We start from the raw sequence: 25836 nt of genomic DNA on the forward strand, positions 1-25836 counted from the left end.
TATTTTTTATGATAGTTATCATAATATTATTTATACATTAGCACTAAATTTATCGGATAATTAAAGGGAAATGAAAATAAAAATTATTGGTATTGGGAGTTATATTCCTAATTTAGAAGTAAAAAACACAGATTTTGATAAACATGTTTTTTTAAATGAGGACGGAACTCCTTTTGGTTATCCTAATGAAGTTGTAATTAAAAAATTTAAAGGTATTACGGGAATCGAGAATCGTCGTTATGCCGAACCACAATACAATTCTTCTGATTTAGCTTTCTTTGCGGCTGAAAAAGCAATTGCAAATGCGGGAATCGATCCAGAAACTTTAGACTACATTATTTTTGCGCATAATTTCGGTGACGTAAAAACAGGAACGCATCAAACTGATGTTTTACCAAGTTTAGCAACAAGAGTTAAAAACAAATTAGGAATTAAGAATCCTAAATGTGTGGCTTACGATATTCTTTTTGGATGTCCTGGATGGATTGAAGGCGTTTTACAAGCAAATGCTTTTATCAAATCTGGAATGGCAAAAAGAGTAATGGTAATTGGTGCCGAGACTTTATCGAGAGTTGTAGATGATCACGACCGTGATTCTATGATTTATTCTGATGGAGCTGGAGTTTCAATTTTAGAAGCATCGACCGATGATGCTGGATTGTTGTCTTACGAAAGTGCTACTTATGCCAATGATGAAGCGAATTATCTTTTCTTCGGAAAATCGTATAATCCAGATTTAGATCCAGATATTAAATACATTAAAATGTATGGGCGTAAAATCTACGAATTTGCTTTAAGCAATGTTCCATGCGCTATGAAAAGCTGTTTAGATAAAAGCGGAATTGGAATTGATGAAGTAAAAAAAATCCTGATTCACCAAGCAAACGAAAAAATGGACGAAGCAATTATCGAACGTTTCTACAAACTTTACGATAAAACGGCTCCAAAAGATATTATGCCAATGAGTATTCACGATCTAGGAAATAGCAGTGTTGCAACTGTTCCTACTCTATACGATTTGATTTTACAAGGAAAAATAGAAAACCACGAAATCAACAAAGGCGATGTTCTTATTTTTGCTTCAGTTGGAGCTGGAATGAATATTAATGCTTTTGTTTATAGATATTAAAATTTAAAGTCGAGTGAAATAATCTCGCAAAGACGCGAAGTCGCGAAGTTTTTAACCATAAAAGTAATATAAGTTCAATTAAGTTTTCTTTTAATTGAACTTATATTACTTATATGGTTTATTTTTTTAATCAAAACTTTGCGACTTCGCGTCTTTGCGAGAAATTCATTTTAAAACTTAGCACCGCAACTGAATACTAAAAACTGAACACTGATTACTTTTTTAGTATATTTGCGACCTAATTAAAATCAAGAACGAGAGATTAATTCGTTCGCAATAACTATGTACGAAAAAACGTTTCCGAATAAAAGATTCAAACTTACCTTAGAGTTTTTAAAAAAGCACGTTAGCACATCTGAAACCATTTTTGATTTTGGTGTACCCAATCCGTTTTCTAAGATAATGGAAGAAAATGGCTATACCGTAAAAAACACAAAAGGCGAAGATTTAGACAACGACCATACGGCGCTACAAACGGAAGAATATACTGTTTTTACTGCATTTGAAATTTTCGAACATTTACTAAATCCATACACAGTTTTACAAAACGTAAAATGTGACAAACTATTAATTTCAATCCCATTACGTTTATGGTTTTCGCCAGCATATCGTTCTAAAACCGATATGTGGGACAGACATTACCATGAATTTGAAGATTGGCAATTGGATTGGCTTTTAGAAAAAACAGGCTGGAAAATTACCGATCGATTACAATTTACACATCCAGTAAAAAAATTCGGATTCAGACCCTTGTTAAGATATTTCACTCCGAGATATTATATTGTTGTGGCTGAAAAAATAAAAGCCTAAAGGCAAATTCCAATAAAAAAATCCTAAATTCCAATTGAACCCGCTTTGATTGGAATTTGGAATTTTAGAAGATTGGGATTAATTCTCAAAAATTGGAATTTGGAATTTTTAAAAATTTGGAATTTAAAATGAAATACTACATCGTCATTCCCGCACACAACGAGCAAGATTTAATAGGCTTGACTTTAGAATCTTTGGTTTCTCAAACTGTTTTGCCATCAAAAGTTGTGGTTGTAAATGACAATTCTACAGATAAAACTGAAGAAGTCGTGTTGGGTTTTGCAAAACACAATCCGTATATTTCTGTTGTAAATAAAACTTCAGATGCCATTCATATGCCGGGAAGTAAAGTGATTCAAGCTTTTCAGAAAGGTTTTGAAACTTTAGATTCTAATTATGATATCATTGTAAAAATAGACGGCGATTTAATTTTCCCTCCAAACTATTTTGAGACCATTATTAAACATTTCGAATCAGATGAAAGAGTTGGAATGGCTGGAGGATTCTGCTACATTGATAAAAATGGTGAATGGGTTTTAGAAAACCTTACCGATAAAGATCATATTCGCGGAGCCTTAAAAGCGTATAGAAAAGAAACCTATCAACAAATTGGCGGTTTACGTCCAGCAATGGGTTGGGATACTGTTGATGAATTACTTTGTAAATATTACAATTGGAAAATTGTAACTGACCAATCTTTACATGTAAAACATTTAAAACCAACGGGAGCAAATTACAATAAAACAGCTCGTTACAAACAAGGCGAAGCTTTTTACACTTTAGGTTATGGGTTTTGGATTACCGCAATTGCTTCGGCAAAATTGGCGATGATGAAGAAAAAACCATTTCTGTTTTTAGATTATATCAGAGGATTTTGGAAAGCCAAAAAAGCCAATACTCCTTTATTAGTTACCCCCGAACAGGCTAAATTTATTAGGAATTATCGTTTTGCAAAAATGAAACAAAAGCTTTTTTAATCTTAAAAAAATTAAAAAACTGCCCAGCTGAAACGGTAAACTGTAAACTAATCCTTAATTTAGCCAATATTTAAAAATTATGATGCTAATCCGTTATTTATCCCAAGTAGGGAAATATTTTTTAATGCTGAAAGAAATTTTCAACAAACAGACTAAATGGCCTGTTATGAAAAATCTAATCCTAAAAGAAATTGATGATCTTATTATTGACTCACTAGGAATTGTTTGCTTTATCTCTTTTTTCATCGGAGGAGTTGTTGCCATTCAAACAGCATTAAACTTAACCAATCCTTTAATTCCAAAATATTTAATTGGTTTTGCTACACGTCAATCTGTAGTTTTAGAGTTTGCCCCTACTTTTATTTCGGTAATTATGGCCGGAAAAATGGGGTCTTACATTACTTCAAGTATCGGAACAATGCGAGTTACAGAACAGATTGATGCGTTAGAAGTTATGGGAGTTAACTCCGTAAACTATCTTGTTTTTCCAAAAATAATCGCTTTATTAATGTATCCTTTCGTAATCGGGATTAGTATGTTTTTAGGAATTTTTGGTGGATGGATAGCTTGTGCTTACGGAGGATTTTCAACTGGTGCAGATTTTATTATGGGAGCTCAAAAAGATTTCATACCGTTCCATATTACTTATGCCTTTATTAAAACTTTAATCTTTGCCATGCTATTGGCAACAATCCCATCTTTTCACGGATATTATATGAAAGGTGGTGCATTAGAAGTTGGTAAAGCAAGTACAACATCATTCGTATGGACTTCTGTTTGTATCATTCTTTTTAATTATATATTAACTCAATTATTATTAGGATAATGATAGAAGTAAAAAATATAGAAAAATCATTTGGGGATAGCAAAGTTTTAAAAGGCGTTTCGACGGTATTTGAAACTGGAAAAACCAACTTGATTATTGGACAAAGTGGATCTGGAAAAACAGTTTTATTAAAAACGCTATTAGGAATTCACACGCCAGATTCAGGAACAATTGAATTTGACGGAAGGGTTTATTCTGATTTAGACAAAGATGAAAAACGTGACTTGAGAACCGAAATAGGAATGGTATTTCAGGGAAGTGCGTTATTTGACTCAATGACTGTTGAAGAAAATGTAGCTTTCCCATTAAAAATGTTCACTAATAACAACAAAGCGCAAATCAAAGAACGCGTTGATTTTGTTTTAGAAAGAGTAAATCTAATCGATGCACACAAGAAACTGCCTTCTGAAATTTCTGGAGGAATGCAGAAACGTGTGGCTATTGCTCGCGCAATTGTAAACAATCCGAAATATTTGTTTTGTGATGAGCCTAACTCTGGTTTAGATCCAAATACTTCGACTTTGATTGATAACTTGATTCAAGAAATCACAAAAGAATACAATATTACAACTGTAATTAATACTCACGATATGAACTCTGTAATGGAAATCGGTGAGAATATTATTTTCTTAAAGAAAGGTCTGAAAGCTTGGCAAGGAACAAAAGAAGAAATCTTTACGACCGACAATGAGGCAGTAGTTAAATTTGTTTATTCTTCAAACCTTTTCAAAAAAGTAAGAGAAGCCTATTTAAAAGGCTAGTCCTTTTAAAAATTCCAATATTAAAAATCCCAAATTCCAATTGTAGTAAACTTTGGAATTTGGGATTTTTTATTCTCTCTTACTTGGAATTTAATTGATCAATTCTACTTCTGCATTCGGATTAAAAAGATAAGTCTTTCCAGAGCTGATTTCTAAACACTCGAAACGCTTTGTTCTAACGGCTATTTTTTTAAAAACTTTACCATTTTTAATTCTAAAAATACTTCCGTACGGAATTTCAAACACGTAATTTTTATCATTTTCTTTGTCATATTGTTTTAAAGCCAAAGACAAAGTAGTATCGGTATCACTACTCGCTGAAGGATTTTTGAAATGTCTTGCCAAAAGCGGTAATATCTGTCCTGGAAATATTTCTGGCCGAATAAACGGAACCATTAAACGCTGAAAAGTATATTTCCATTCATTTCCATGCGGTTTTATATTTCGTCCGAATTTCTCAAAAGCAACTAAATGTGCAATTTCATGAATCAGCGTAATTAAAAAACGATACTTATTCAAACTTGCGTTAACCGTAATTTCATGCTTTCCACTTGGTCCTCTCCTATAATCACCGTGACGCGTCTGACGCTCGTTTACAATTTTCAAGTGAACCTGATTGGCCACTATCAAATCGAAAACAGGTTTTACCGCGTGTTCAGGAATATATTTAGCTAAAGTTTCGCTCAATTTAAAGTTAAATGTTATCTGTTAGATGTTAGACGTTTTAAAATTGGAATTTGGATTTTTTATTTTGGAATTTAATTTACGGATTTGTTGAAGAAACTTCTAAAACTTTTCCGTTAAAATATTTATTTCCATTTAATGTAAAATCATAAATATAAGTTGCCATTCCTTCAGCAGAAATTGGAGCTTGATAACCAGGGAAAGCTTCATTTAGCATTTCAGTTTGAACAGAACCCAAAGCCAAAACATTAAATGAAATTCCTTTTTCTTTATATTCTTCAGCCAATAATTCAGTTAAAGTAATTACGGCTCCTTTACTCGAACTGTAAGCCGCTAATCCAGCAAATTTTAAACTTCCGCGAACTCCACCAATTGAACTAATTGTTACAACATGACTTCCTTTTTCTAAATAAGGAATACAGATACGAGTTAAATTGGCAACAGCAAAAACATTCACTTTATAAATATTTTCAAAATCTGCCTGCGTAGTTTGCTCAAAAGGTTTTAAAAGCAAAGCCCCCGCATTATGAACCACTGCATCTACTTTTTTCCAGGTTGAAGAAAGAAAATTGTCAACCTGATCCAAAGCCGTTTCATCTGCCAAATCAACAGACAGACAACTTACATTTTGATGTTCTAAAAGTGCTTGCGGTATTTTTCTGGAAATGGCCAAAACCTGATGACCTGCTTCGGCAAATTTCAAGGCTAATTCGTAACCAATTCCTCTGCTTGTTCCTGTAACGATAATATTTTTCATGTAGCAAAAATAATCAAATGCTGTAAAACAGCCTCTTATTTGTTCATCGTTATTTCTTGCGTTGGCGAAACCGCAATTTTGATTACTGCAGGCAATAATTCTTGTGTAAATGCTGTGATATGAGGAATATCCATTAATTTAAATTCGTCTGAAACATGGTGATAATAATCAAAGTTTTCAAAATCGAAAGTACTTAGGGATTGGCATGGTTTTCCAAAAGCTTGAAAAAACGAATAATTATCAGAGCGGTAGAATAATTGATATTCTGCTTCTTTCGGTAAAAATCCAATGGTGTTTTTTCCTGTATATTCGTTTATTTTTTGCGCCATATTCGATTTATCAAAACCAGTTATGTAAGCCAAATAATCTCGTTTCATTGGCACACCAATCATTTCTATGTTTAATTGTGTATAAAGATTGAAATTTTGTTTTTTCAATTTCTCTACTAAACTTTTTGAACCTAGTAATCCTTTTTCTTCTCCAGCAAAAAACACAATTAAGATGCTTCGTTTATTCGCTTTAGTTTCGCTAAAATATTTTGCCATCGCAGCTACAGAAGTTACTCCAGAAGCATCATCGTTTGCCCCATTATTTATTTTATCGGCTTGTTCTTTTTTCTCTAAACCAATATGATCGTAATGTGCGCTCAGGACCACAAATTCTTTTTTTAATTGAGGATCTGTTCCTTCAATAACTCCAACAATGTTGAAAGCTGGCAAATCAAAATTAGTCAGAGTATCGCGATAGGTTTTAAAATAGGGTTTGATTTTATTTTTCTTTAAAAAGTCTTCCAAGAAAACCGCAGCTTTTTCAATTCCTTGCGTTCCTGTCTCACGGCCTTCCAATTCGTCAGAAGAAAGATATTTTAGAAAATCTGAAATTTCAGATTCTTTTACTTTATAGCTAATTTCTAATGGCTTTGAATCTGTTTTTGCTCCACTTTCATTTGAAGTTGAAGTTCCCGATTTACACGCTAAAAAAATAAATGGAAGCAAAAAGTATAGCTTTCTCATGGTTTTCTGTTTTTATTGATAATTGATAATACTATTATTGGACTATAAACTTATGAAAAGTAATAGAATATTCATAAAAAAACCCTTTCAAACTAAAAGCTGAAAGGGTTTTAAAATTTATTTTGAAATCTATTTATCCAGCAATAACTGCTCTAGAAATTACGATTTTCTGAATTTCAGAAGTTCCTTCGTAAATCTGAGTAATTTTAGCATCACGCATAAAACGCTCTACGTGGTATTCTTTTACATACCCGTTTCCTCCGTGAATTTGAACAGCTTCAACTGAAGTATCCATTGCAACCTGCGAAGCAAATAATTTTGCCATTGCACCGCTCACGTCGTAATTTTTATGATTGTCTTTATCCCAAGCTGCTTTCATACATAAATGACGCGCTGCTTCGATATTTACTGCCATATCTGCCAATTTAAAAGCAATTGCCTGATGGTTGCAAATTTCAGTTCCAAAAGCTTTACGTTCTTTAGAATATTTTAAAGCCAATTCATAAGCTCCTGAAGCAATTCCTAATGCTTGCGAAGCGATTCCAATTCTTCCGCCTGCAAGAGTTTTCATTGCAAATTTAAATCCGAAACCATCTTCACCAATTCTATTTTCTTTTGGAACTTTAACATCAGAAAACATTAATGAATGTGTATCAGAACCGCGGATTCCCATTTTCTGTTCTTTCGGACCAACTGAAAAACCTGGCATATCTTTAGTCATAATCAAAGCATTAATTCCTTTGTGCTTTAATTCTGGATGTGTTTGTGCAATTACTAAATATACAGATGCTGTATTTCCGTTTGTGATCCAGTTTTTAGTTCCGTTCACTAAATAGTGATCTCCCATATCAACCGCAGTTGTTTTTTGAGAAGTTGCGTCACTTCCTGCTTCAGGTTCACTTAAGCAAAAAGCTCCGTGAATTTCTCCAGAAGCCAAACCTGGAAGGTATTTTTGTTTTTGCTCTTCAGTACCATATTCTTGCAATCCCCAGCAAACTAATGAATTGTTTACAGACATTACAACAGATGCAGAAGCGTCTACTTTAGAAATTTCTTCCATTGCAATAACATAAGAAATAGCGTCTAAACCGCTTCCTCCATATTTAGGATCAACCATCATTCCCATAAATCCAAGCTCACCCATTTTTTTGATTTGCTCCGTTGGAAAAGTCTGGTGTTCGTCACGTTCAATAACTCCCGGCAATAATTCATTTTGAGCAAAATCTCTTGCTGCCTGCTGAATCATTAAATGTTCTTCGGTAAGATTAAAATCCATAGTAGTATTCTTTAAAGTTTTTTCAACCAAAATTTCAAAACAAATTTCAGTTGATGGTTTTTTATGTTTTTGTTTTTTTTCAGCTCCTAAAACTTTTCAGTTCAAAGGCTTCCAAAGATACTTTTTAAAAGTGTAATTACAATGCGCGCATATAAAATTAATAGATCAGCAAAGATTACGATAACGTTTTCGTGATTATTTAGCTTTTTCTTCAAATCAGCATTAATCTCGCAACAATTCTTTTAAAATTTAAAAGCCAATTTTTCTTTTTAAAGCTTAAAAAAACGAACATTTATGAAGGATTTATATCAGTCAATCCTTAAACAATTCTTAAAACACGTAAATCTACGTAAAACTAGTCCTACTAATTTGATTTTTAATGTAATAGAAAAATTAAATGTATATTTTACAGAAAAAAAACATTCTAAAAATGAACCAAATATTAATAAATTACTATTATTTTTGCCTTAAAAATAATAAATTGATAGAATATGAAAAAGATTTTACTTTTACTGATAATCCTTTTAAGCTTACCATTTTCTACTGTTTCAGCACAAACTCAAATCGAAGTTAACGGTGTGACAGTTCCTAGAAAAATAGAATTTCAAGGCAAGTCATTACAATTAAACGGAGCAGGCGGAAGATCAAAAATGTGGCTGGAAGTATATGTTCAGGCATTGTATTTATCTCAATTAGCTCAAGATCCGCAATTCATTATTGATAGTGATACTGAAATGGCTGTCAGAATTGAAATTACTTCTTCTATGGTTTCTTCAAACAAACTGACAAAAGCAATGAACACAGGTTTTGAAAAATCTGCTGGAGCAAATCTTGAACAACTACGCCCTAGAATTGAACAGCTAAAAAGTTTTTTAAGTGACGTAATTACAGAAAAAGATGTATTTGTTTTAGCTTACAACCCTTTTGACCAAAATGTTTACGTTTCTAAAAATGAAGTTTTGAAAGGAAAAATTCCTGGATTTGATTTCAAAAAAGCATTATTCGGAATCTGGCTTTCTGACAAACCAGTTGACGAAACTTTGAAAAAACACTTATTAGGACAATAGTTCTTAATTTTTTAAATATTCAGAAAGCCGAAAACCAGATAGTTTTCGGCTTTTCTTTTTTGTTTGCTAAATTTGCTGCAAAATACATTATTCGCATTATTCTATTTTATACATTTACGCAAAATAAACATATCACAACAAAATGAAAGATTTATTACAACAATTTGAAAACAAAGCACCTGAAATTGTTTTCAATTGGAAAGATTCTGAAACAGAAGCCGAAGGGTGGACTGTAATTAATTCACTTCGTGGAGGAGCTGCGGGTGGAGGAACAAGAATGAGAAAAGGCTTAGACATGAATGAAGTTTTGTCATTGGCAAAAACTATGGAAGTTAAATTCTCAGTTTCTGGTCCTGCAATTGGAGGAGCTAAATCTGGAATTAACTTTGACCCAAACGATCCTCGCAAAAAAGGTGTTTTGCAACGTTGGTACAAAGCCGTTTCTCCGTTATTGAAAAGCTATTATGGAACTGGAGGAGATTTGAATGTTGATGAGATTCACGAAGTTATTCCGATGACAGAAGAATGTGGTGTTTGGCATCCGCAGGAAGGTGTTTTCAATGGACACTTTAAACCAACAGAAGCTGATAAAATCAATAGAATTGGTCAATTACGTCAGGGTGTAATTAAGGTTATCGAAAACCCTAAATTCTCTCCAGACGTAACTAGAAAATATACAGTTGCCGATATGATTACGGGTTATGGCGTTGCCGAAGCGGTTCGTCATTTTTACGCAACTTATGGCGGAGACATAAAAGGTAAAAAAGCAATCGTACAAGGTTTTGGAAACGTAGGTTCTGCAGCTGCTTTTTATTTAGCCGAAATGGGCGCAAAAGTTATCGGAATCATCGATCGCGACGGTGGATTAATAAAAGAAGAAGGTTTCTCTTTTGAAGAAATTAGAACGTTGTTTTTAAATAAAGACGGAAATAAATTGGTTGCGGATAATATGATCCCGTTTGATGAAATCAATTCTAAAATCTGGACAATCGGCGCAGAGATTTTCACTCCATGTGCTGCATCTAGATTGGTAACTCAAGCGCAAATTGATAGTTTAATTGCAAATGGATTGGAAGTTATTTCTTGCGGTGCGAATGTTCCTTTTGCTGACAAGGAAATTTTCTTTGGTTCTATTATGGAAGAAGTTGACCGTAAGGTAAGTTTAATTCCAGACTTTATTTCAAACTGTGGAATGGCACGAGTTTTTGCTTATTTCATGGAGAAAAAAGTTCAAATGACAGATGAGGCTATTTTTAACGATACTTCAGACACAATTAAAAATGCGATTGTAAAAGCTCATGCTTTAAGTCAATCAAAAACAAATATCAGCGCAACTGCTTTTGAAATTGCATTGAAACAGTTAGTGTAAATTGATTTATATCTCAATCTAAACGAGCCGCATTATTGTTGGCTCGTTTTTTTAACCGCAAAGTTCGCAAAGGTTTACGCAAAGAACGTTAGGTTATTTCTCACAAAGTCGCGAAGTCACAAAAAAACTAAAAAAAGAAAAACTTTGCGACTTCGTGACTTTGCGAGATTTAAAAACAAATCGCTTTGCGAACCTTGCGTAAACCTTTGCGAACTTAGCGGTTAAATTCTCTCTTTCATTCTAAACAATTTTTACTACTTTTAAACGTTTTTAAAATAATACATTTCAAAATTCAGAATCTAAATGAGTTCGTCTATTTCTACAGATCAAAAGAAATCATTGCTATTCACAACAGCTATATATGCGGCAATAATTCTATTGTTGCTTTTTATACGTTTCTGGCCTCCTTATAATCCAGAAAACAATGTAGCTCTTGCTGATGGCGGCGGAGGTGGCGGTGGCGTAACTGTAAATTTCGGAGACAGCGATTTAGGCTCTGGTGCCAATTATAAAAGCGAAGTTCTGGATGTAAAAAACAATGTAAAACAAGCACCTGCAAAAGCAACTCCCGAAGAAGAAGCTATAATTAGTCAAGAAAATACAACTGCTGATAATGATGTTGTTATTCCGACCAAAGAGAAGCCGAAAAAACCTGTTCCTGTTGAAAAACCGATACAAAAACCGGTACCAGAAAAACCAAAAGTTTCTAACTCAACAAATGATGCTTTAGCTAGTATTATGAAAGGTTCTAATAAAGGTGGCGATGGAGATGATAAAGCAGCTGGAAATAAAGGAAAAGCGAACGGAAGTTTAAACTCTAACGGATATTACGGATCTGGTGGCTCTGGCGGAGGAACTGGAGGCGGTAACGGAACTGGAAATGGTATTGGCACAGGAAGCGGTTACGGAGCTGGAAGTGGGGGCGGTTCTGGTGGAGGATCTGGATATTCTTTAGGAAACAGAAAAGCCCTTTCTAAACCTGCACCAAAATATACTTGCAACGAAGAAGGAAAAGTCGTTGTTGAAGTAAGCGTTGATCAAAATGGTAAAACAATAAGTGCGACTGCAGGAATTAAAGGAACAACCAATACTGCAAAATGTTTATTAGATCAAGCAAGAATTGCAGCAATGAATACCAAATGGGAATCTGATAGTGATGCTCCTGCAAAACAAGTTGGAAAAATTATTTACAATTTCAGTTTGGATTAAAAACTTAAAACAACATAAAAAAAGCTTTCAGAAATTCTGAAAGCCTTTTTGTTTCCGTCCAGTTTGTCATTTCGACGAAGGAGAAATCTTCGTGAGAAGCTATACAAAGATTGGATTCTCGTTGCGGAGTTACTTGCGAAGATTTCTCCTTCGTCGAAATGACAAGATTATGTTGTTTTCTTTTTGTTCGAATAAAAAAATGGGCCAATCAGCGTAACGTTGATTGGCCCATTTTTTTATTGTCACGCCCTAATATTAAATCTATTTCGGACTTGTTGCAATTACAAACTTCAGATTGTTCTTTACTCCTATCTGTAAAACATCTACCAAGTCTTGAACTTGTAGGTTAAACGGAATTCGAACCACAACAGTTTGTTCTTTATCTGTTCCTATTTTTGACATTAAACTCGTTTCTAGATTTTCAAAATCTACTTCCTGTTTGTCAATGTAGAACTTTTTATCTTCGGTAACCGATAAACTAATTAATTGTTTATTGGTCTTTTCATTCGCTTTAGCTTTTGGCAATGTCATCTTAATCACATTCGGATTTGCCAGTGTTGAGATAATTAAGAAAAACAACAGCAGGAAAAACATGATATCGCTCAAAGATGAAGTTGCAACTTCGGCGTGAAATCTTCTTTTTCTTTTAATAGACATGACTTATGCTCTTTGAATTATATTGACAAATTCTAAAATCTGTTTCTGAATTTTTAAAGCAAAATTATCAATCTTTCCGTTCAACAAGTGGTAAGCGCTATACGCAATAATACCCACAATTAATCCAGAACCAGAACTGATCATTTTTTCGTATAAACCTCCAGAAATGTTTCCGATGCTAATGTTTTCTGTAACCGAAATGCTATAGAAAATTTTAATAACCCCAGAAATCGTTCCGATGAAACCTAACGTTGGTGCAATACCAGCAATAAGTCCAAGATGACCTAAATGTCTTTCCATTTCGCCAATTTCGATATCGGCAGCACGATCCATGTTGGCTTCAATTTCTGAAATTGGTCTTCCGATTACCAAAACACCTTCTTTTAAAATATTTCCGGCCGCAGTATTATTTCTTTCTACAATTGTTCTTGCTAATTCAATATTTCCAGAATGTAATTTCTCGCCAATATCTTGCATTAATCTGCTATCAATTTTAGATGCTCGGCTTATGTACATATAACGTTCAAAAATCAAGTAAATAGTGTAAAACAATAAAATCGCAATCGGAATTAGAAACACTCCCCCTTTCATGATGAAACCAAACATTGAAATTTCATTTTGCGGCGCTGCAATCTTCTCGATCACTACATTTGAAGCATTTGCGATTGTATCTGTTTGTAACTGAATAAAACTAAACATATATTAATTCTGGTTTTTAATAATTAATTCTAAAAAATATTTGAAATTTGCAATAAAGATAATTTTCGCTGTAATATTAAACTACAAAAATCGAAATTTATTTCAATCAACAACCATTTTATCTAAACAAATGAACTATCAAGAGACCACCAATTGGATGTTTAATCAACTTCCAATGTACCAATTGCAAGGTGCTTCGGCGTATAAAGAAGATTTAACGAATATCAAATTGTTGGCGGCTCATCTTGATAATCCGCAAAACGAGCTAAAATGTATTCACGTTGCGGGGACAAACGGAAAAGGTTCTACCTCACATATGCTTTCGTCTGTTTTACAAGAAGCAGGTTATAAAGTCGGATTATATACTTCTCCGCACTTGAAAGATTTTAGGGAAAGAATAAAAATAAACGGTAGAGAAATCTCAGAAGAATTCGTGATTGAATTTATCGCAAAACACAAAGATTTTTTTGAAGCAAATGATATGAGTTTCTTCGAAATGTCGGTCGGTTTGGCTTTTGATTATTTTGCTGCAGAAAAAGTAGATATTGCGATTATCGAAGTTGGTTTGGGCGGAAGATTGGATGCTACTAATATTATTACGCCTTTGGTTTCGGTAATTACCAATATTGGTTTAGATCATACTCAGTTTTTAGGAAATACATTGGAAGCCATTGCTGGAGAAAAAGCGGGAATTATAAAACCGAATATTCCTGTTGTTATTGGCGAATATACCGATGAAACTAAACCAGTATTTTTGGCTAAAGCCGAAGAAAACAACGCACCGATTTCTTTTGCTTCAGATTTAATTGATCAGATTTATTTATCGGACTTAATTGGAGATTATCAGTTTCATAATAAAAAAACGGTTCAGCAGACGATCTCGATTTTGAATAATGAAACCGATTTTAAAATTTCGATCGAACAGTTGAAAGAAGGTTTATTGCATGTTGTAAAAAATACGGGTTTGCAAGGAAGATGGCAGCAATTGGGAGAAAACCCAAAAATTATTTGCGACACGGCTCACAACAAACACGGGTTAACGGTTGTAATGAATCAGCTGAAGAATGAAAAATACGAGAGACTTCATGTAGTTTTAGGAGTTGTAAATGATAAAGATCTGGATTCTATTTTGCCTCTTTTCCCAAAAGAAGCTATATATTATTTCTGCAATCCAGATTCGTCACGAGCTTTGCCTGCCGAAACTTTACAAAGCGAAGCAAAAAAACATGATTTGATTGGAGAAAAATACGATTCTGTAGCCATCGCTTTCGCGGAAGCGAAGAAAAAGGCATCGGAAAATGATTTTATTTATGTTGGCGGAAGCACTTTTGTCGTTGCCGAATTGCCTTTGAACTAAAATATACTTTTGATCTAGAAAAAACTTTAAAAAATTCATTTTAATAACAAATTCATAAACAAATAGATATGAGTTATTTTTAAAAAAGTTTTATTTTTTATTCTTTTTTCTTTGCAGGACTCGAAAACAAGCGTATATTTGCACTCGCAATCACAAACGATAGCAACCTAGTAAAATAGGGCGATTAGCTCAGCTGGTTCAGAGCACCTCGTTTACACCGAGGGGGTCGGGGGTTCGAACCCCTCATCGCCCACCAAGAAACTCCTTAAGAAATTAAGGAGTTTTGTTTTAAATAAGAGGACTGAAAAGAATATTTAAAAATTCATAAAAATTAAAAATTGTTTGCAGAACTCAAAAACAAACGTATATTTGCACTCGCAATCACAAACGATAGCAACCTAATAAAATAGGGCGATTAGCTCAGCTGGTTCAGAGCACCTCGTTTACACCGAGGGGGTCGGGGGTTCGAACCCCTCATCGCCCACCAAGAAACTCCTTAAGAAATTAAGGAGTTTTTTTTATGCATTTTACAGACACGAATTACAAATTCAATCCAAATTATCTGATTTTATATAATACCTAATTTTAACAATTCTTGCCCAAGCTTTGTTATTCTATACAGACTACCACCGGTTTGATTACCATCAGCATCGAAAATCTCTGGTCTAACATGATACATATAAACCAATCCTGAATTTTCTAATGAAATAGAAGTAAAAGTATTGAACTGGCTCTTATCTTTATAAATAGAAAGTTTTTTTAAATCAGGCAGGAAACAATTTGCAATAATTGTAGCAAGTCTGTGAAACATCTCAAAATTTATTTCCTCTTCCATAAAATTTTTAAATAGCTTTCCAAGTATAGTTGGTTTTTCTAAATCATCTATCTTTTCTAGAATTACAAGTATTTGTTCTCCAACTTTTTTTCTTAAGGATTCATCATTATTTAAATCATCGTAAAATTTATTTTTAGATTCTTTTTTTGCCTTTTCAGTTTCAAGTAAAAACGCTATGATCTTTTTTTCAAATATCTTTTCCTGAATATTTTTTCCAGCAGAATAAAGCTTAGCCAATGATCCGATTATTGGAACATCTTTAATCATTCCGTCATCAAAAAATGTATCCAAAGATATTTCTGCTATATCATTTACAATTTCTTTTAAATCTGATTTTGCAATTGATACAACTAAACTTGTTTCTATATCTTCTTTTTTTATCATATTTCGTAAAATCTTATTTAAATTTAGATATAGGTCTAATAAATTTAAACTTATCCATTACTAATATAAAAACATTTCTTTAAAAATTATCAAATAGATTTTCAATGTCTTGTTCACTTTTGGCATTTACATTTAGCATGTATTTCATTGAAAACAAGAATAATTTTAATATTGATTAACATGCTACAAATCTTTATCTAAAATTTAAGTTTCAAATACAAAATCTACAATCCCAAAATACTTACCATAAAAATTGTATTTTTGTTTACCGCTCCCAAAGAAAATCTGTAACATACATTTAAAATCTGTTTTTTACAGTTCTGGTTTATTCACTTAATTATTATCTTTGAATTATGAGCACACTATCAAGACCAAAACATATCGGAAGAAATATTAGCCGTATTCGTGAACTTCGCGACATGAAACAGGAGGCTTTGGCGCAAGCTTTAGGCACAAGCCAGCAAACGGTTTCTGCTATTGAAAACAGTGAAACTATAGACGACACAAGACTAGCTGAAGTTGCAAAAGCGCTTGGCGTGACTGTAGAGGCTATTAAAAATTATTGTGATGATATGGTATTAAATATCATAAACAATACTTTTACCAATACTAGCCACGATAGTTCAACAATTAATTCAATTAATGTTCAACCCAATTTTAATCCGCTTGATAAAATTGTAGAACTTTACGGAGAAAAAGAAAAACTTTACGAACGCTTAATCCAAGCCGAAAAAGATAAAGTTGAATATCTCGAAAAAATAGTAAAAGGAAAATAACCTTTTAAAGCACAAAAAAAACTCCATTATTTCTAATGGAGTTTTTTTTGTGCTTTAACTTTTTTTATTTGCCCAACTCTTTGTCAATTTCTTTAATAAGTTCAACTGCGAGCGGTTTTGTATTTTCTTTATAAACCCTTATGTTATTCCTACCTAGTTTAACAAGATATTCGAGTGTCTTTTTATATTTAGGGTCTGAATATAATTCTTTTTCTGGCTTATCTGCATTTTCTATTTCTTTATCAAAACACTTAAACAAAAATTCAGTGTACATTTTGTCCACTTCATTAGCAGCTGGAACAAATATTTGATAATAGTTTAAGATTTTCTGCTTCAATTTTTCGTCTTCAATATAGCCAAGTTTACCACTTGATTTAAAACTTTCATAATTACCTATAGTCAATGTTTGCCCATGTGAATGAATTGGGAAATTAACTTTACTCTTAGATTTATAAATACTATCTAGTTGAGAAGGCGTTAATGCCAAAATTTTTTCGTAGTCTCCGTTTGTTTTTTGGTACATTCCCACTTCTCTGTCAATACTTTCTATATCATTCTTTAAATCATTTTTTAAATTAGCCAGAAACACATGTACTTCTTCTTGCTGGTGCCTATGTTCGCTCCAACTGTGCAGCGATATTGAAAGTGTAACAGCGAAAACGATTATGCATATTTCTATAATAATCTCTTTTACTTTCTCACCTACTGTGTGTTCTGGCTTTTTCACAGCTTTGTAAATTTTGTTTGAATGCTTGGTTATTTCTTCTTGCATAATTTAGTTTTCTAATTTTAACTTTGGTTGTTATTTGTAGTTTACTTTAGTACGTTATTCAATTCTATGAGTTCAAAATCAGAAACATATACTTGTTTCATTCGCATCTATTCAATTAGTGGCATTATCGAAAATCACTAAATTCATTAAATAAATGCAATCATTTTTTCGCTTTAGTTCCCAACTTTTATTTAAAAGCGAATATAATACTATTTGTAAAACCTCTTATTAATTTCTTAAATACTACATAAAAAATTAATATTCTAAGTTACAAGTTTCTTCAAATCTCACATAATAGCTTTAAGAACCACAAAAAAACTCCTCAATTTCTTAAGGAGTTTTTCTACGCTTTTAGACTTTAACAATCTACCATTATTGCTTTTGTATTTTCTCACATACTTTTTCAAGAAGATTCTTAGTCTGTTTGAAATATCTCATTTTATCATCAATCTCTTTTATTTTAGCTTGAAAAAGCTCTAGCGTTTCGGGTTTTGAGTCAGTCGTTTCGAACCAGCTAATCAATATTTTTTTTATTTCTGCTAAAGTAAAACCAACTTCTCTTGCTTCTATAATAATTTCTAAACGCTCAATAGTATTAGCATCGTAATGTTTATAGTTATTAGATGTCACCTTTTCATCCGCCAATCCTTTGATCATTCCTAAATTCTCGTAATATCTAATAGTATGAATCGACAATCCTGTCTTTTTTGATAGTTCGTTTACAAGCATAACATTTATTTTTTTCAATAAAAAACAACAAAGTATAGAGTATAGTCTATACTATTTGGTTACAAATATACTAATTGTTTTTAGTTTTAAAATTTTAAACCATAAAAAATGAGAGAAAAACAATTTTCGAAACAGAAAACACAACAGAATTAAAATGTTTTCATAAAAAAACTCCATTATTTCTAATGAAGTTTTTGTTTACTTTTATCAAAACTTCCAAAATGAGCAACGTCATTAAAAAAATCAGAATTGCAGCTTTTATTATCGCATTTACAATGTGTAACTATTTTTACGCTCAAACAAATAAACCGGAAACCGAACTAGATGTTTTATTTCAAAAAGCACTTCAATCAAAAACTTTTAACGGAAATGTTTTAGTTGCTAGTAAAGGGAAGATCATATACGAAAAGGCTTTCGGTCAAGCCGATGCGAGCAACACAATACCATTAAATAAAAATTACCGTTTTCATATTGGTTCAATTGCTAAAGAGTTTAACGCTGTTGGAATTATGATGTTAAAAGAGCAAGGGAAATTAAAACTTAACGACTCGATTTCTAAATTTCTTCCTGAACTTCCATCTTGGGCTAATAGGATTAAGATTATCCATTTGCTTCAGTACACCAGCGGACTTCCTCAAATAAAGTGGAATGAAGTCAATCAAGATTCAGACAATATGGCTTTTCTACAAAAGACCTTAAATTTAGAATTTGAACCGGGATCTCAATACGATTACAACAACAATAATGTGTTTTTACAAAGACGTATTATTGAAAAAATTACCAACATGACTTTTAATTCTTTTGTGATGAAGAAAATCTTAAAACCCATCGGAATTAAAAATGCAGTTGTAGATCCTGACGACAAAGAACCTCTTTTTGCAAAATCTTTTAATAAAGAAGGTAAACAAGATCTTCTAAAATATAACATTTCGGGTTGGACTGCCTTAAATCTTACGGATTTTTACAAATGGTCTGAAGCTATTAATTCTTTTAAAATTATTAATAAGCAATCTACGCATGAACTTTTTGAACCTTTTTCTAAAGACAATCAAACAGGTCTTGGTAGTGGAACTATCGAAAACGGAAAAATAACGAGTCACATACACGATGGTGCCGCTTTTAATTATCAGGCTTTATTAATCAGTAATCCTAATTTGACGATTATTCTGATGACCAATAACAAACAAAATAATTTGGAGGAAATTAGTAATTCAATAGAATCCATACTTAATAAATAGCATTACTTTCTCAATAATAAAAAAGCTCCATTATTTCTAATGGAGCTTTTTTATTAAAATCATACTAAAGTCTTTATTTCAATTTTGTCAACGCTACAGAATTTCTCAGCAAAAACACATATTGAAAATAATCCGCTGTAGCAGAATCTTTTAGAGGCACAATATTCTCTCCAAAAGCTCTAGATTTTACTGTTATTAAATTTTGCGACTTCAAGTAAGGTGAATTTTTCCCGTTAAGTTTAAAAAGTGTAATTGATTCTGGCTTGCTCAATTCTTTTAGATCATTAATTCCTTTTACGAGCATTAATGGGCCGTCAGCATTTATCCAATCTACTTTTTCATTTTCAGGAGTTGGAAACTGAGGGGTTTTAGGAAGATACATTTCACTATCAACTGTATAGCTTACCAAACTTGTCACTTTTACTTCCGAATCTTTTAGTCCTGCGGCAAAAGTTGCTCTGCCCGATTCTGTTTTCTTTTGCAGTGTATGAAAAAATCCAAAAAGCCCATAGAATTTTTCATTTTCAAGATGCATTTTCTGAATTGCATTTTTAAAATTACTCACCATTGCTTCGTCTCTTGAACCTTTTGATTCGTCATCAAAGTTTTTATCAATTCCGATTACGGTAATTTTTAGAGAATCAGCCAAATTTTGATTGTAATCATGCACCGCGCTCCATTTATCAAATAATTCCTGACTTGACTGTTGCGGAATTCTTTTTTTAATTGATTCAACAACTTCTCTCAAAGCCACTTTATTTTTTTCTTTTTCTAAAAATAAAAAAGCATTCAATTTTTTAGCTGTCAAGCTATCCATTTCGGCAATATAATATTTGATTCCTAATTTTTTATTCAAGAAAAAAAGCATTTCCTGATCTATCTTTTGGTTATCCGCATAACCGTGAATTTCTCCTAATAAGAAAACCTGTGATTTATAAAACTCATCATCAAACAACTTTTCATCGATAGAAGCCCCAATCTGAACTTTATTTTTTGACAAATAACTTATATTATCATCATCTTTCGATTCTAAAAATAATTTATTGCTGATATACAAATAGGCAATAAAAAGTAAAATAATACTCAAAAGGCTAATAAACGTGATTTTGATAAATTTTAAAATTTTCTTCATGGTTATAGATTATGGTTGTTTTGATTTTGATGTAAAAATATTTTTATTCGGCACAAGATTCAATTTTTATTGACCGAATTGTCGTTTCTAGAAGATGAATTGTTCTATTCTTCTACGATTTATTTATCCATATCTCAGCTATTGAAGTTTTTAGCTGGTTTTTATAAAGAAGATGTTTTTTTCTTATAAGTACACGATTCTTTGTTAGGCTAGAATAAATCATTCGTACCTTTAAAAAATCAAAAAAATAAAAACTTCACAACTTAAAATGGAAATATTAATAATTACTGGCCCTCCTTATTCTGGAAAAGGTACACAATGCGAAATTTTAAAAGACGAACTTAAATTTGAGCATATTTCAACTGGAGACAGATGCCGTTTGGAAAAACAAAATGAAACGGAAATTGGAAAAATAATGTCTCAATATGAAGAAAAAGGAGATTTGGTTCCTGATTCTATAATGAAAGATCTTTTCAGTAAAATATTGGATGAAAACAGAAATGCAAACGGAATTATCTTAGACGGCTACCCGAGAACCGAACCACAAGTAAATGATTTATTAGAACTTGTTAAATCTAAAAATCTGGAAATTGGAAAAGTAATTAATATTGATGTTCCAAAGGAAGAACTTTTAAAAAGAGCACAAAAAAGAGCCGAAACTTCTAACAGAAAAGACGATAAAGATGCCAACATTCATATTAAAAGAATCGAAGTTTTTGAAAGCTCAACCAGACCAGCAATCGAATATATGAAGTCAAAAATTAAAGTCTTGACTTTTGACGGGATGGGTAAAATTGAAGAGATAACAAAACGAATTAAAGATAATTTGTAAAACAATGCAATAGCTTATTAAATTACAACCTTATTAAATCCAATAAAAAAAACTCCATTATTTCTAATGGAGTTTTTTTATTACACTAATTGTTATTTTACTCTTACTAAATCTAAGTCCTGAAAATCAAAACTAAAATCAATGTTTGGAGAGATGCCTTTCATTTTAATAGATTGAGCTTTGCCATTTTCATCCAGAGAAAACATTGCCATTGCATCACAATTCATCGCTTGATATTCCCATTTTATGGCAAATGTATTAGCATTATAAAAAGCCATTGGACCATTTAATTTAGGTGAACGGTATGATTTAAACCATAATTGTTTATTTTTTTCAAATACTTCAATTTCGCCAAACCACTTATCAGCATAAACACCTATAAAATCTTCATTTTTTATTTTTACATTTTTTGCCAGCTTTACTTTTTCCCATACTTTTTTGGTTACATCATCACCCGAATTTCTGTCTTCACTCATCCATTCTACCAATTTATCGGTCCATCCAAAATCATCTAAACCTAAATAACTATCAGAAATGGTATTGCTAACTGCTGTAAAAAGTCCACCTCCTCCATTTTCAGTATTGGTTAAAATTACAATCCCCAAATTTAAATCTGGATACATGGTTACAATAGAGAGCATTCCAGGCAAACCTCCAGTATGCGATACTTTTAAATATCCTTTTTCGTCTGATAATTGCCAACCTAAACCATAACCATTAAAATGAGAATTGTACCTAGGATTTTGATCTGTTTCCTGAACAGTATGTATTCTCCACATTTCATTGTGGTTCTTTAAGGAAAAAAGCGTCGTTTTCAAATCTGGTCCGTACTGACCTTTATTCAAACGGACTATCATCCATTTCGCCATATCTTGAGCATTAGAAAACATACCACCCGCAGCGGCATTAATTTGATCATTAAACCCTTCAATTTTCTTTATCGTTCCAGATTCAGACGAATGTGAAACTGCAAAATTAGATGTATCTTTTATTAAACTACTTCCAACAAAAGTATTGTTCATTTGCAAAGGAGCAATGATTCTTTTTTGTACAAATTCCTCATAACTCATACCGCTTACTCTTGCAATTATTTCGCCGGCTACGACATAAAGCAAATTATCATAATCCCATTTAGTTCGAAAAGCTGAAACAGGCTTAAAATGCTGAAAACTTGTCAAGACATCTTTAATGGTAAAATTAGTACCGTCAGGAAAAAACATCAAGTCACCTGCTCCCAATCCTAATCCGCTACGATGAGTCAGCAAATCCTGTATATTAAAATTCTCCGTCACATAATCATTATACATTTTAAATTCAGGAGCATAATCTTTTACCTTATCGGTCCATTTTAATTTTCCTTCATCCTCCAAAATAGAAAGTGCTGCCGTTGTAAATGCTTTGCTATTTGAGGCAATTTGAAAATTAGTATTTTCATTTACAGCTTTCTTTGTTTCTATCGAACCAACTCCGTAGCCTTTTAAATGAATTATTTTTCCATCTTTAACAACTGCAATTGATGCTCCTGCTACTTTAAATTTCGCCAAGGCAGATTCCATCAATACATCAATATTTTGTGATGTTATTTGACTAAAGGCGGTTGCTGACGAAAAACAGATACAAATAACTAATACTAAATAACTATTTACTTTTTTCATTTATAGATTTAATTAATGTTTCCAATTCCGTTTTTTTCTGGTTCACAATTATCAATTGACTTTTATCGTCTAAAAGAATTTTCTCTACAAATTCTTTATCAGGATTTGCTTTCCAGTTCTTCAATTCTTTAAACTTATTCTTTAGGAGTTTAATTTTTTCCTTACTGTCTTTTGAAATAATCACCATTTTAGTCAGCGGTGTATGCTTCATTTTTTCAATACTGCTCTCCGTAATTTGATCTTCATATTCTGTTCTGGAACGATAACGAAACATTTTATTTATAACCTTAAAATCTTTTTCATTTTCTGTAATCACATAACGATATGTCATGATATTATTTAATTCATTTATCCAATCTGGAAAATTGGTTTCGTAAAGCTGAATATAACTATCTATAAAATTCTTATCAATAGGTTTCTTTTGATCGATATATTCTTTAGCTAACGGATAAATCTGCTTTGCCATCAAATTGATGTATTTATTACTATACCAATCTCCAGAATCTACTTTACCCTCTAATTCTGCATAAACATAACCATTACCCAATACCGTCGCCAGAACTTCATTCAATAATTGATAAGCGTAATTACTGCACGTTGATTTATTCGTTTTGAAATAAGTGTCAATTTCTTTTTTTACTTCAAGGGATTGTTCGTCGTAAATGATATGATAGGTCTCATGCATCATTACACTAAATAAATCTTTATGTGATTTTAAATCAGTTTGAATAGCACTAACGAAATTATTGCAAAATGCAGAAGCTGTAAATCCTTTAGAATTAGGTAAAGGATAAAAAGCCGCCACAAAAGGGATTGAATTATCCCAACTGGAATTATAAAATACTAATCCCGTTTTAAAATAATTTTCAATCTTGTGATCATTAGAATATTTTTGAATTTCATCTAACTGTTTTTCAAACTTTTCTTTGTTCGGATTATAGATCAATTCATTGTAAATGGGAGTAAATTCTGAAATACATTCTCCTAAATCACTAAGCGTTTTATTGGGAATCATTCCTGCAGAACGAATTTTAAAATCATTTAAATTATCGGTTTCAATCAAACTCTTTTTCAAAATATCCTGCGTTTGCATTGTTTTCTTTGATCCGTACGGAAAATCTTCAAATCGGAAGCTATAAGAAATAGACAATTGCTCAAAATTTGAGATTAGGTTTTTATATTTCTCAATATTGTATTTTGATTTTTGAAACTCTGTTTTAAAAACATTGTCTGGATAATATTCGGATAGATTTTCTAAAAAAACAAAAACTGCCAGCTGCTCCGAATATTTAATTTTGAAAGAGGCATTTTGTCCAAATGTCTGCAATGTTAAAAAAAGAAACAGGTACTGTATTACAATATTAATTTTCAAGTTTATTCATTTTAAGTTACTAAAACATTTGTAAGATTATAAAGCTAATATACTATGTTTTTCCAAAGGATAGTAGTTTTAATATTTTAACACAAAAAATAAATACATAAGACCTTATACCGAAAGTTCTTATTTAAGAATTTGTCGCTATATTTTTCTTTCTTTTATTATTCAAATAATTTCTAACTGGGATATCATATATTACCATTACTAGATAAGCAAACCCAACCAACAAAATCACTGAAGTTATTACAACAAAAGTCAGTTGCGTTGTATCTGGTTTGTAGTTGGTAAAATAATTTCCAAACATCCATAAAACCGCATAATGCGTCATGTATAGCGGATAAGATATTTTTCCAGAAAAGATACAGGCTTTTTTCAATCCTGGTTTTAATACAGCTCCCGCACCTAAAGAAATTAGCAATGGAAAATAAAGCAGTACAACCAATGGTTCAGAAATCCAATTATATTCTGAAAATGGCATAATGAAAGCTAACAGCAATAATATAGTTAATCCACCAAAACCAAGTTTATTTTTTATGATCCAGTTAGAGCGATAAATAAGTAATCCGGCTAAAAAAGAATACGAAATTCTGGCGCATCCATCCCAAAAAGTTGGCCCGCTCCAGCCTCCTAACAAATTACCTGAATTATATCCGACATAACAGATTGCGATTGCAGATAACATCGTTAACAGCAGTAAAAAGTTTCTGCCAATTCGATAAAGGACAAATGCATAAACGATATTGGCTATATATTCCCAAAACAGTGACCATGCTGGCGCATTAAAACTAAATAAATTGAAACCACGGTCTGCAATAACTGGAAACGGAATAAGAAATAGAGAACAAATAAATGTCAAAATAATTTTTCCAGTACTATATAATTCCAAATGTCCGCCAAACGGATCAAACAAGAAAGCCAACAATCCTAATATTGACCCAGCTATAACTAAAGGATGCAATCTTATTATTCTTGAGATAAAAAAGTTACGAAGTCCCATTTTTGCGATACGATCATCATAAGCATATCCTATTACAAATCCCGAAAGGCAAAAGAAAAAATCGACAGCCAAAAATCCGTGTCCTATAAAATTCTGGCTTGGATCAGTAAAAATCCATTCCATAAAATGAAAAACAACAACAGCAAAAGCTGCAATGCCTCTTAATCCGTCTAAAATTTCAAAATGTTGTTTAGTTTCAAGAACTGCTGTAGTTGACTGGCTTGTACTCATTAGATTGTAATAAACTTATAATTTTAGGTAATTTGGTATCGTTGCAAGTTCTACAAATAAATATTCAAATCAAAATCAGATTTATTCAATTCAGCTGTTAAATTGTTTAAAGTTTCACATTTAAATAACTTTTTACACTTTTTAAAAGAATGCTTTTTTATTAATTTTACCAAAAATCAAATTTTATTATGAGTTTTAAAGGTTGTCTTCCTCCTCCATAAATTAATAATGCTTCTTTAGTATTGACACTTGACTGAATCTTCAGTCCGATTAGTTGTGTCTTTAC

The 25836-nt window shown here is 32.1% G+C and carries 25 protein-coding genes and 2 tRNA genes; 14 read left to right on the forward strand and 13 right to left on the reverse strand.

The features are described 5' to 3' along the window. The first annotated feature begins 70 nt into the window (after window positions 1-70). From QLQ95_RS05590 to QLQ95_RS05610, 5 genes are all read left to right on the forward strand, one after another. Complete coding sequence (locus QLQ95_RS05590) at window positions 71-1129, forward strand: 3-oxoacyl-ACP synthase III family protein (RefSeq protein WP_095931816.1); 1059 nt, start codon at window positions 71-73, stop codon at window positions 1127-1129. Between the two features lie 282 nt (window positions 1130-1411). Next, complete coding sequence (locus QLQ95_RS05595) at window positions 1412-1939, forward strand: methyltransferase (protein WP_095931815.1); 528 nt, start codon at window positions 1412-1414, stop codon at window positions 1937-1939. Between the two features lie 128 nt (window positions 1940-2067). Beyond that, on the forward strand, window positions 2068-2916 hold the full coding sequence (locus QLQ95_RS05600; RefSeq protein ID WP_428238870.1) for a glycosyltransferase family 2 protein: 849 nt from the start codon (window positions 2068-2070) through the stop codon (window positions 2914-2916). Window positions 2917-2995: 79 nt separating this feature from the next. Next, complete coding sequence (locus QLQ95_RS05605) at window positions 2996-3742, forward strand: MlaE family ABC transporter permease (RefSeq protein ID WP_250837501.1); 747 nt, start codon at window positions 2996-2998, stop codon at window positions 3740-3742. Then, window positions 3742-4503 (forward strand): ABC transporter ATP-binding protein, encoded by a 762-nt coding sequence (locus QLQ95_RS05610; RefSeq protein WP_482502977.1) that lies wholly within the window; start codon window positions 3742-3744, stop codon window positions 4501-4503. Before QLQ95_RS05605 ends, QLQ95_RS05610 begins: the two co-directional genes overlap by 1 nt. A 90-nt stretch (window positions 4504-4593) precedes the next feature. Here QLQ95_RS05610 and QLQ95_RS05615 read toward each other — a convergent pair whose 3' ends face one another. The 4 genes from QLQ95_RS05615 to QLQ95_RS05630 form a co-directional block, all read right to left on the reverse strand. Beyond that, entirely contained in the window at window positions 4594-5190 is a 597-nt protein-coding gene (locus tag QLQ95_RS05615) for a SprT-like domain-containing protein (RefSeq protein WP_095931812.1), read from the reverse strand. Window positions 5191-5266: 76 nt separating this feature from the next. Next, window positions 5267-5944, reverse strand: coding sequence for an SDR family NAD(P)-dependent oxidoreductase (locus QLQ95_RS05620; RefSeq protein ID WP_482502979.1), 678 nt, complete (start codon window positions 5942-5944; stop codon window positions 5267-5269). A gap of 35 nt (window positions 5945-5979) precedes the next feature. After that, a complete protein-coding gene (locus QLQ95_RS05625; RefSeq protein ID WP_482502980.1) occupies window positions 5980-6957 on the reverse strand; it encodes a M20/M25/M40 family metallo-hydrolase in 978 nt (325 codons plus the stop codon). A 133-nt stretch (window positions 6958-7090) separates the two neighbouring features. After that, window positions 7091-8233 (reverse strand): acyl-CoA dehydrogenase, encoded by a 1143-nt coding sequence (locus QLQ95_RS05630; RefSeq protein ID WP_320492965.1) that lies wholly within the window; start codon window positions 8231-8233, stop codon window positions 7091-7093. Between the two features lie 491 nt (window positions 8234-8724). Here QLQ95_RS05630 and QLQ95_RS05635 point away from each other — a divergent pair, with 491 nt between their 5' ends. The 3 genes from QLQ95_RS05635 to QLQ95_RS05645 all read left to right on the forward strand — a co-directional run bounded on the left by QLQ95_RS05635 (window position 8725) and on the right by QLQ95_RS05645 (window position 11878). Beyond that, on the forward strand, window positions 8725-9300 hold the full coding sequence (locus QLQ95_RS05635) for a chalcone isomerase family protein (protein ID WP_320492964.1): 576 nt from the start codon (window positions 8725-8727) through the stop codon (window positions 9298-9300). Between the two features lie 142 nt (window positions 9301-9442). Further along, on the forward strand, window positions 9443-10669 hold the full coding sequence (locus QLQ95_RS05640) for a Glu/Leu/Phe/Val dehydrogenase dimerization domain-containing protein (protein ID WP_095931807.1): 1227 nt from the start codon (window positions 9443-9445) through the stop codon (window positions 10667-10669). A gap of 303 nt (window positions 10670-10972) precedes the next feature. After that, window positions 10973-11878, forward strand: a complete 906-nt coding sequence (locus QLQ95_RS05645) for an energy transducer TonB (RefSeq protein ID WP_250837510.1) — start codon at window positions 10973-10975, stop codon at window positions 11876-11878. A 261-nt stretch (window positions 11879-12139) separates the two neighbouring features. Here the strand turns inward: QLQ95_RS05645 and QLQ95_RS05650 are convergent, their stop codons facing one another. Together QLQ95_RS05650 and QLQ95_RS05655 are read right to left on the reverse strand one after the other, a co-directional pair. Further along, window positions 12140-12535: an ExbD/TolR family protein gene (locus QLQ95_RS05650; RefSeq protein WP_008464192.1), complete on the reverse strand. Its 396-nt coding sequence runs from the start codon at window positions 12533-12535 to the stop codon at window positions 12140-12142. A gap of 3 nt (window positions 12536-12538) precedes the next feature. Beyond that, window positions 12539-13234 (reverse strand): MotA/TolQ/ExbB proton channel family protein, encoded by a 696-nt coding sequence (locus tag QLQ95_RS05655; RefSeq protein WP_095931805.1) that lies wholly within the window; start codon window positions 13232-13234, stop codon window positions 12539-12541. 130 nt (window positions 13235-13364) lie between these two features. Here QLQ95_RS05655 and QLQ95_RS05660 point away from each other — a divergent pair, with 130 nt between their 5' ends. From QLQ95_RS05660 to QLQ95_RS05670, 3 genes are all read left to right on the forward strand, one after another. Then, window positions 13365-14591 carry a bifunctional folylpolyglutamate synthase/dihydrofolate synthase gene (locus QLQ95_RS05660; protein WP_482502983.1) on the forward strand — a complete coding sequence of 409 codons (1227 nt, stop codon included), beginning with the start codon at window positions 13365-13367 and terminating at the stop codon, window positions 14589-14591. A 178-nt stretch (window positions 14592-14769) separates the two neighbouring features. Further along, a tRNA-Val gene (locus QLQ95_RS05665) sits at window positions 14770-14847 on the forward strand. Window positions 14848-15000: 153 nt separating this feature from the next. Next, window positions 15001-15078, forward strand: a tRNA-Val gene (locus QLQ95_RS05670). Between the two features lie 81 nt (window positions 15079-15159). Here the strand turns inward: QLQ95_RS05670 and QLQ95_RS05675 are convergent. Beyond that, a complete protein-coding gene (locus tag QLQ95_RS05675) occupies window positions 15160-15810 on the reverse strand; it encodes a hypothetical protein (protein WP_482502985.1) in 651 nt (216 codons plus the stop codon). A gap of 353 nt (window positions 15811-16163) precedes the next feature. Between QLQ95_RS05675 and QLQ95_RS05680 the strand changes: the two genes are divergently transcribed. Next, complete coding sequence (locus tag QLQ95_RS05680; protein WP_482502986.1) at window positions 16164-16586, forward strand: helix-turn-helix domain-containing protein; 423 nt, start codon at window positions 16164-16166, stop codon at window positions 16584-16586. Between the two features lie 64 nt (window positions 16587-16650). Here QLQ95_RS05680 and QLQ95_RS05685 read toward each other — a convergent pair whose 3' ends face one another. Together QLQ95_RS05685 and QLQ95_RS05690 are read right to left on the reverse strand one after the other, a co-directional pair. Then, a complete protein-coding gene (locus QLQ95_RS05685; protein ID WP_482502988.1) occupies window positions 16651-17358 on the reverse strand; it encodes a DUF6090 family protein in 708 nt (235 codons plus the stop codon). A 372-nt stretch (window positions 17359-17730) separates the two neighbouring features. Beyond that, window positions 17731-18087, reverse strand: a complete 357-nt coding sequence (locus tag QLQ95_RS05690; protein WP_095931802.1) for a MerR family transcriptional regulator — start codon at window positions 18085-18087, stop codon at window positions 17731-17733. Between the two features lie 221 nt (window positions 18088-18308). Here QLQ95_RS05690 and QLQ95_RS05695 point away from each other — a divergent pair, with 221 nt between their 5' ends. Next, window positions 18309-19325 carry a serine hydrolase domain-containing protein gene (locus tag QLQ95_RS05695; protein WP_172426965.1) on the forward strand — a complete coding sequence of 339 codons (1017 nt, stop codon included), beginning with the start codon at window positions 18309-18311 and terminating at the stop codon, window positions 19323-19325. A 73-nt stretch (window positions 19326-19398) separates the two neighbouring features. Here QLQ95_RS05695 and QLQ95_RS05700 read toward each other — a convergent pair whose 3' ends face one another. Continuing rightward, a complete protein-coding gene (locus tag QLQ95_RS05700; RefSeq protein ID WP_482502990.1) occupies window positions 19399-20457 on the reverse strand; it encodes a hypothetical protein in 1059 nt (352 codons plus the stop codon). A gap of 268 nt (window positions 20458-20725) precedes the next feature. On the opposite strand from QLQ95_RS05700, the gene QLQ95_RS05705 reads away from it, so the two are divergent. Then, window positions 20726-21289 carry an adenylate kinase family protein gene (locus QLQ95_RS05705; RefSeq protein WP_428238760.1) on the forward strand — a complete coding sequence of 188 codons (564 nt, stop codon included), beginning with the start codon at window positions 20726-20728 and terminating at the stop codon, window positions 21287-21289. A gap of 92 nt (window positions 21290-21381) precedes the next feature. On the opposite strand, the gene QLQ95_RS05710 is transcribed toward QLQ95_RS05705, so the two are convergent. The 3 genes from QLQ95_RS05710 to QLQ95_RS05720 form a co-directional block, all read right to left on the reverse strand. After that, window positions 21382-22944, reverse strand: coding sequence for a serine hydrolase (locus QLQ95_RS05710; protein ID WP_482502992.1), 1563 nt, complete (start codon window positions 22942-22944; stop codon window positions 21382-21384). Then, window positions 22928-24316 carry a hypothetical protein gene (locus QLQ95_RS05715; RefSeq protein WP_482502994.1) on the reverse strand — a complete coding sequence of 463 codons (1389 nt, stop codon included), beginning with the start codon at window positions 24314-24316 and terminating at the stop codon, window positions 22928-22930. Before QLQ95_RS05715 ends, QLQ95_RS05710 begins: the two co-directional genes overlap by 17 nt. A 133-nt stretch (window positions 24317-24449) precedes the next feature. Next, window positions 24450-25550 carry an acyltransferase family protein gene (locus tag QLQ95_RS05720; protein WP_482502996.1) on the reverse strand — a complete coding sequence of 367 codons (1101 nt, stop codon included), beginning with the start codon at window positions 25548-25550 and terminating at the stop codon, window positions 24450-24452. Between the last annotated feature and the right edge of the window lie 286 nt (window positions 25551-25836).

Source organism: Flavobacterium sp. B330r (assembly GCF_056824325.1).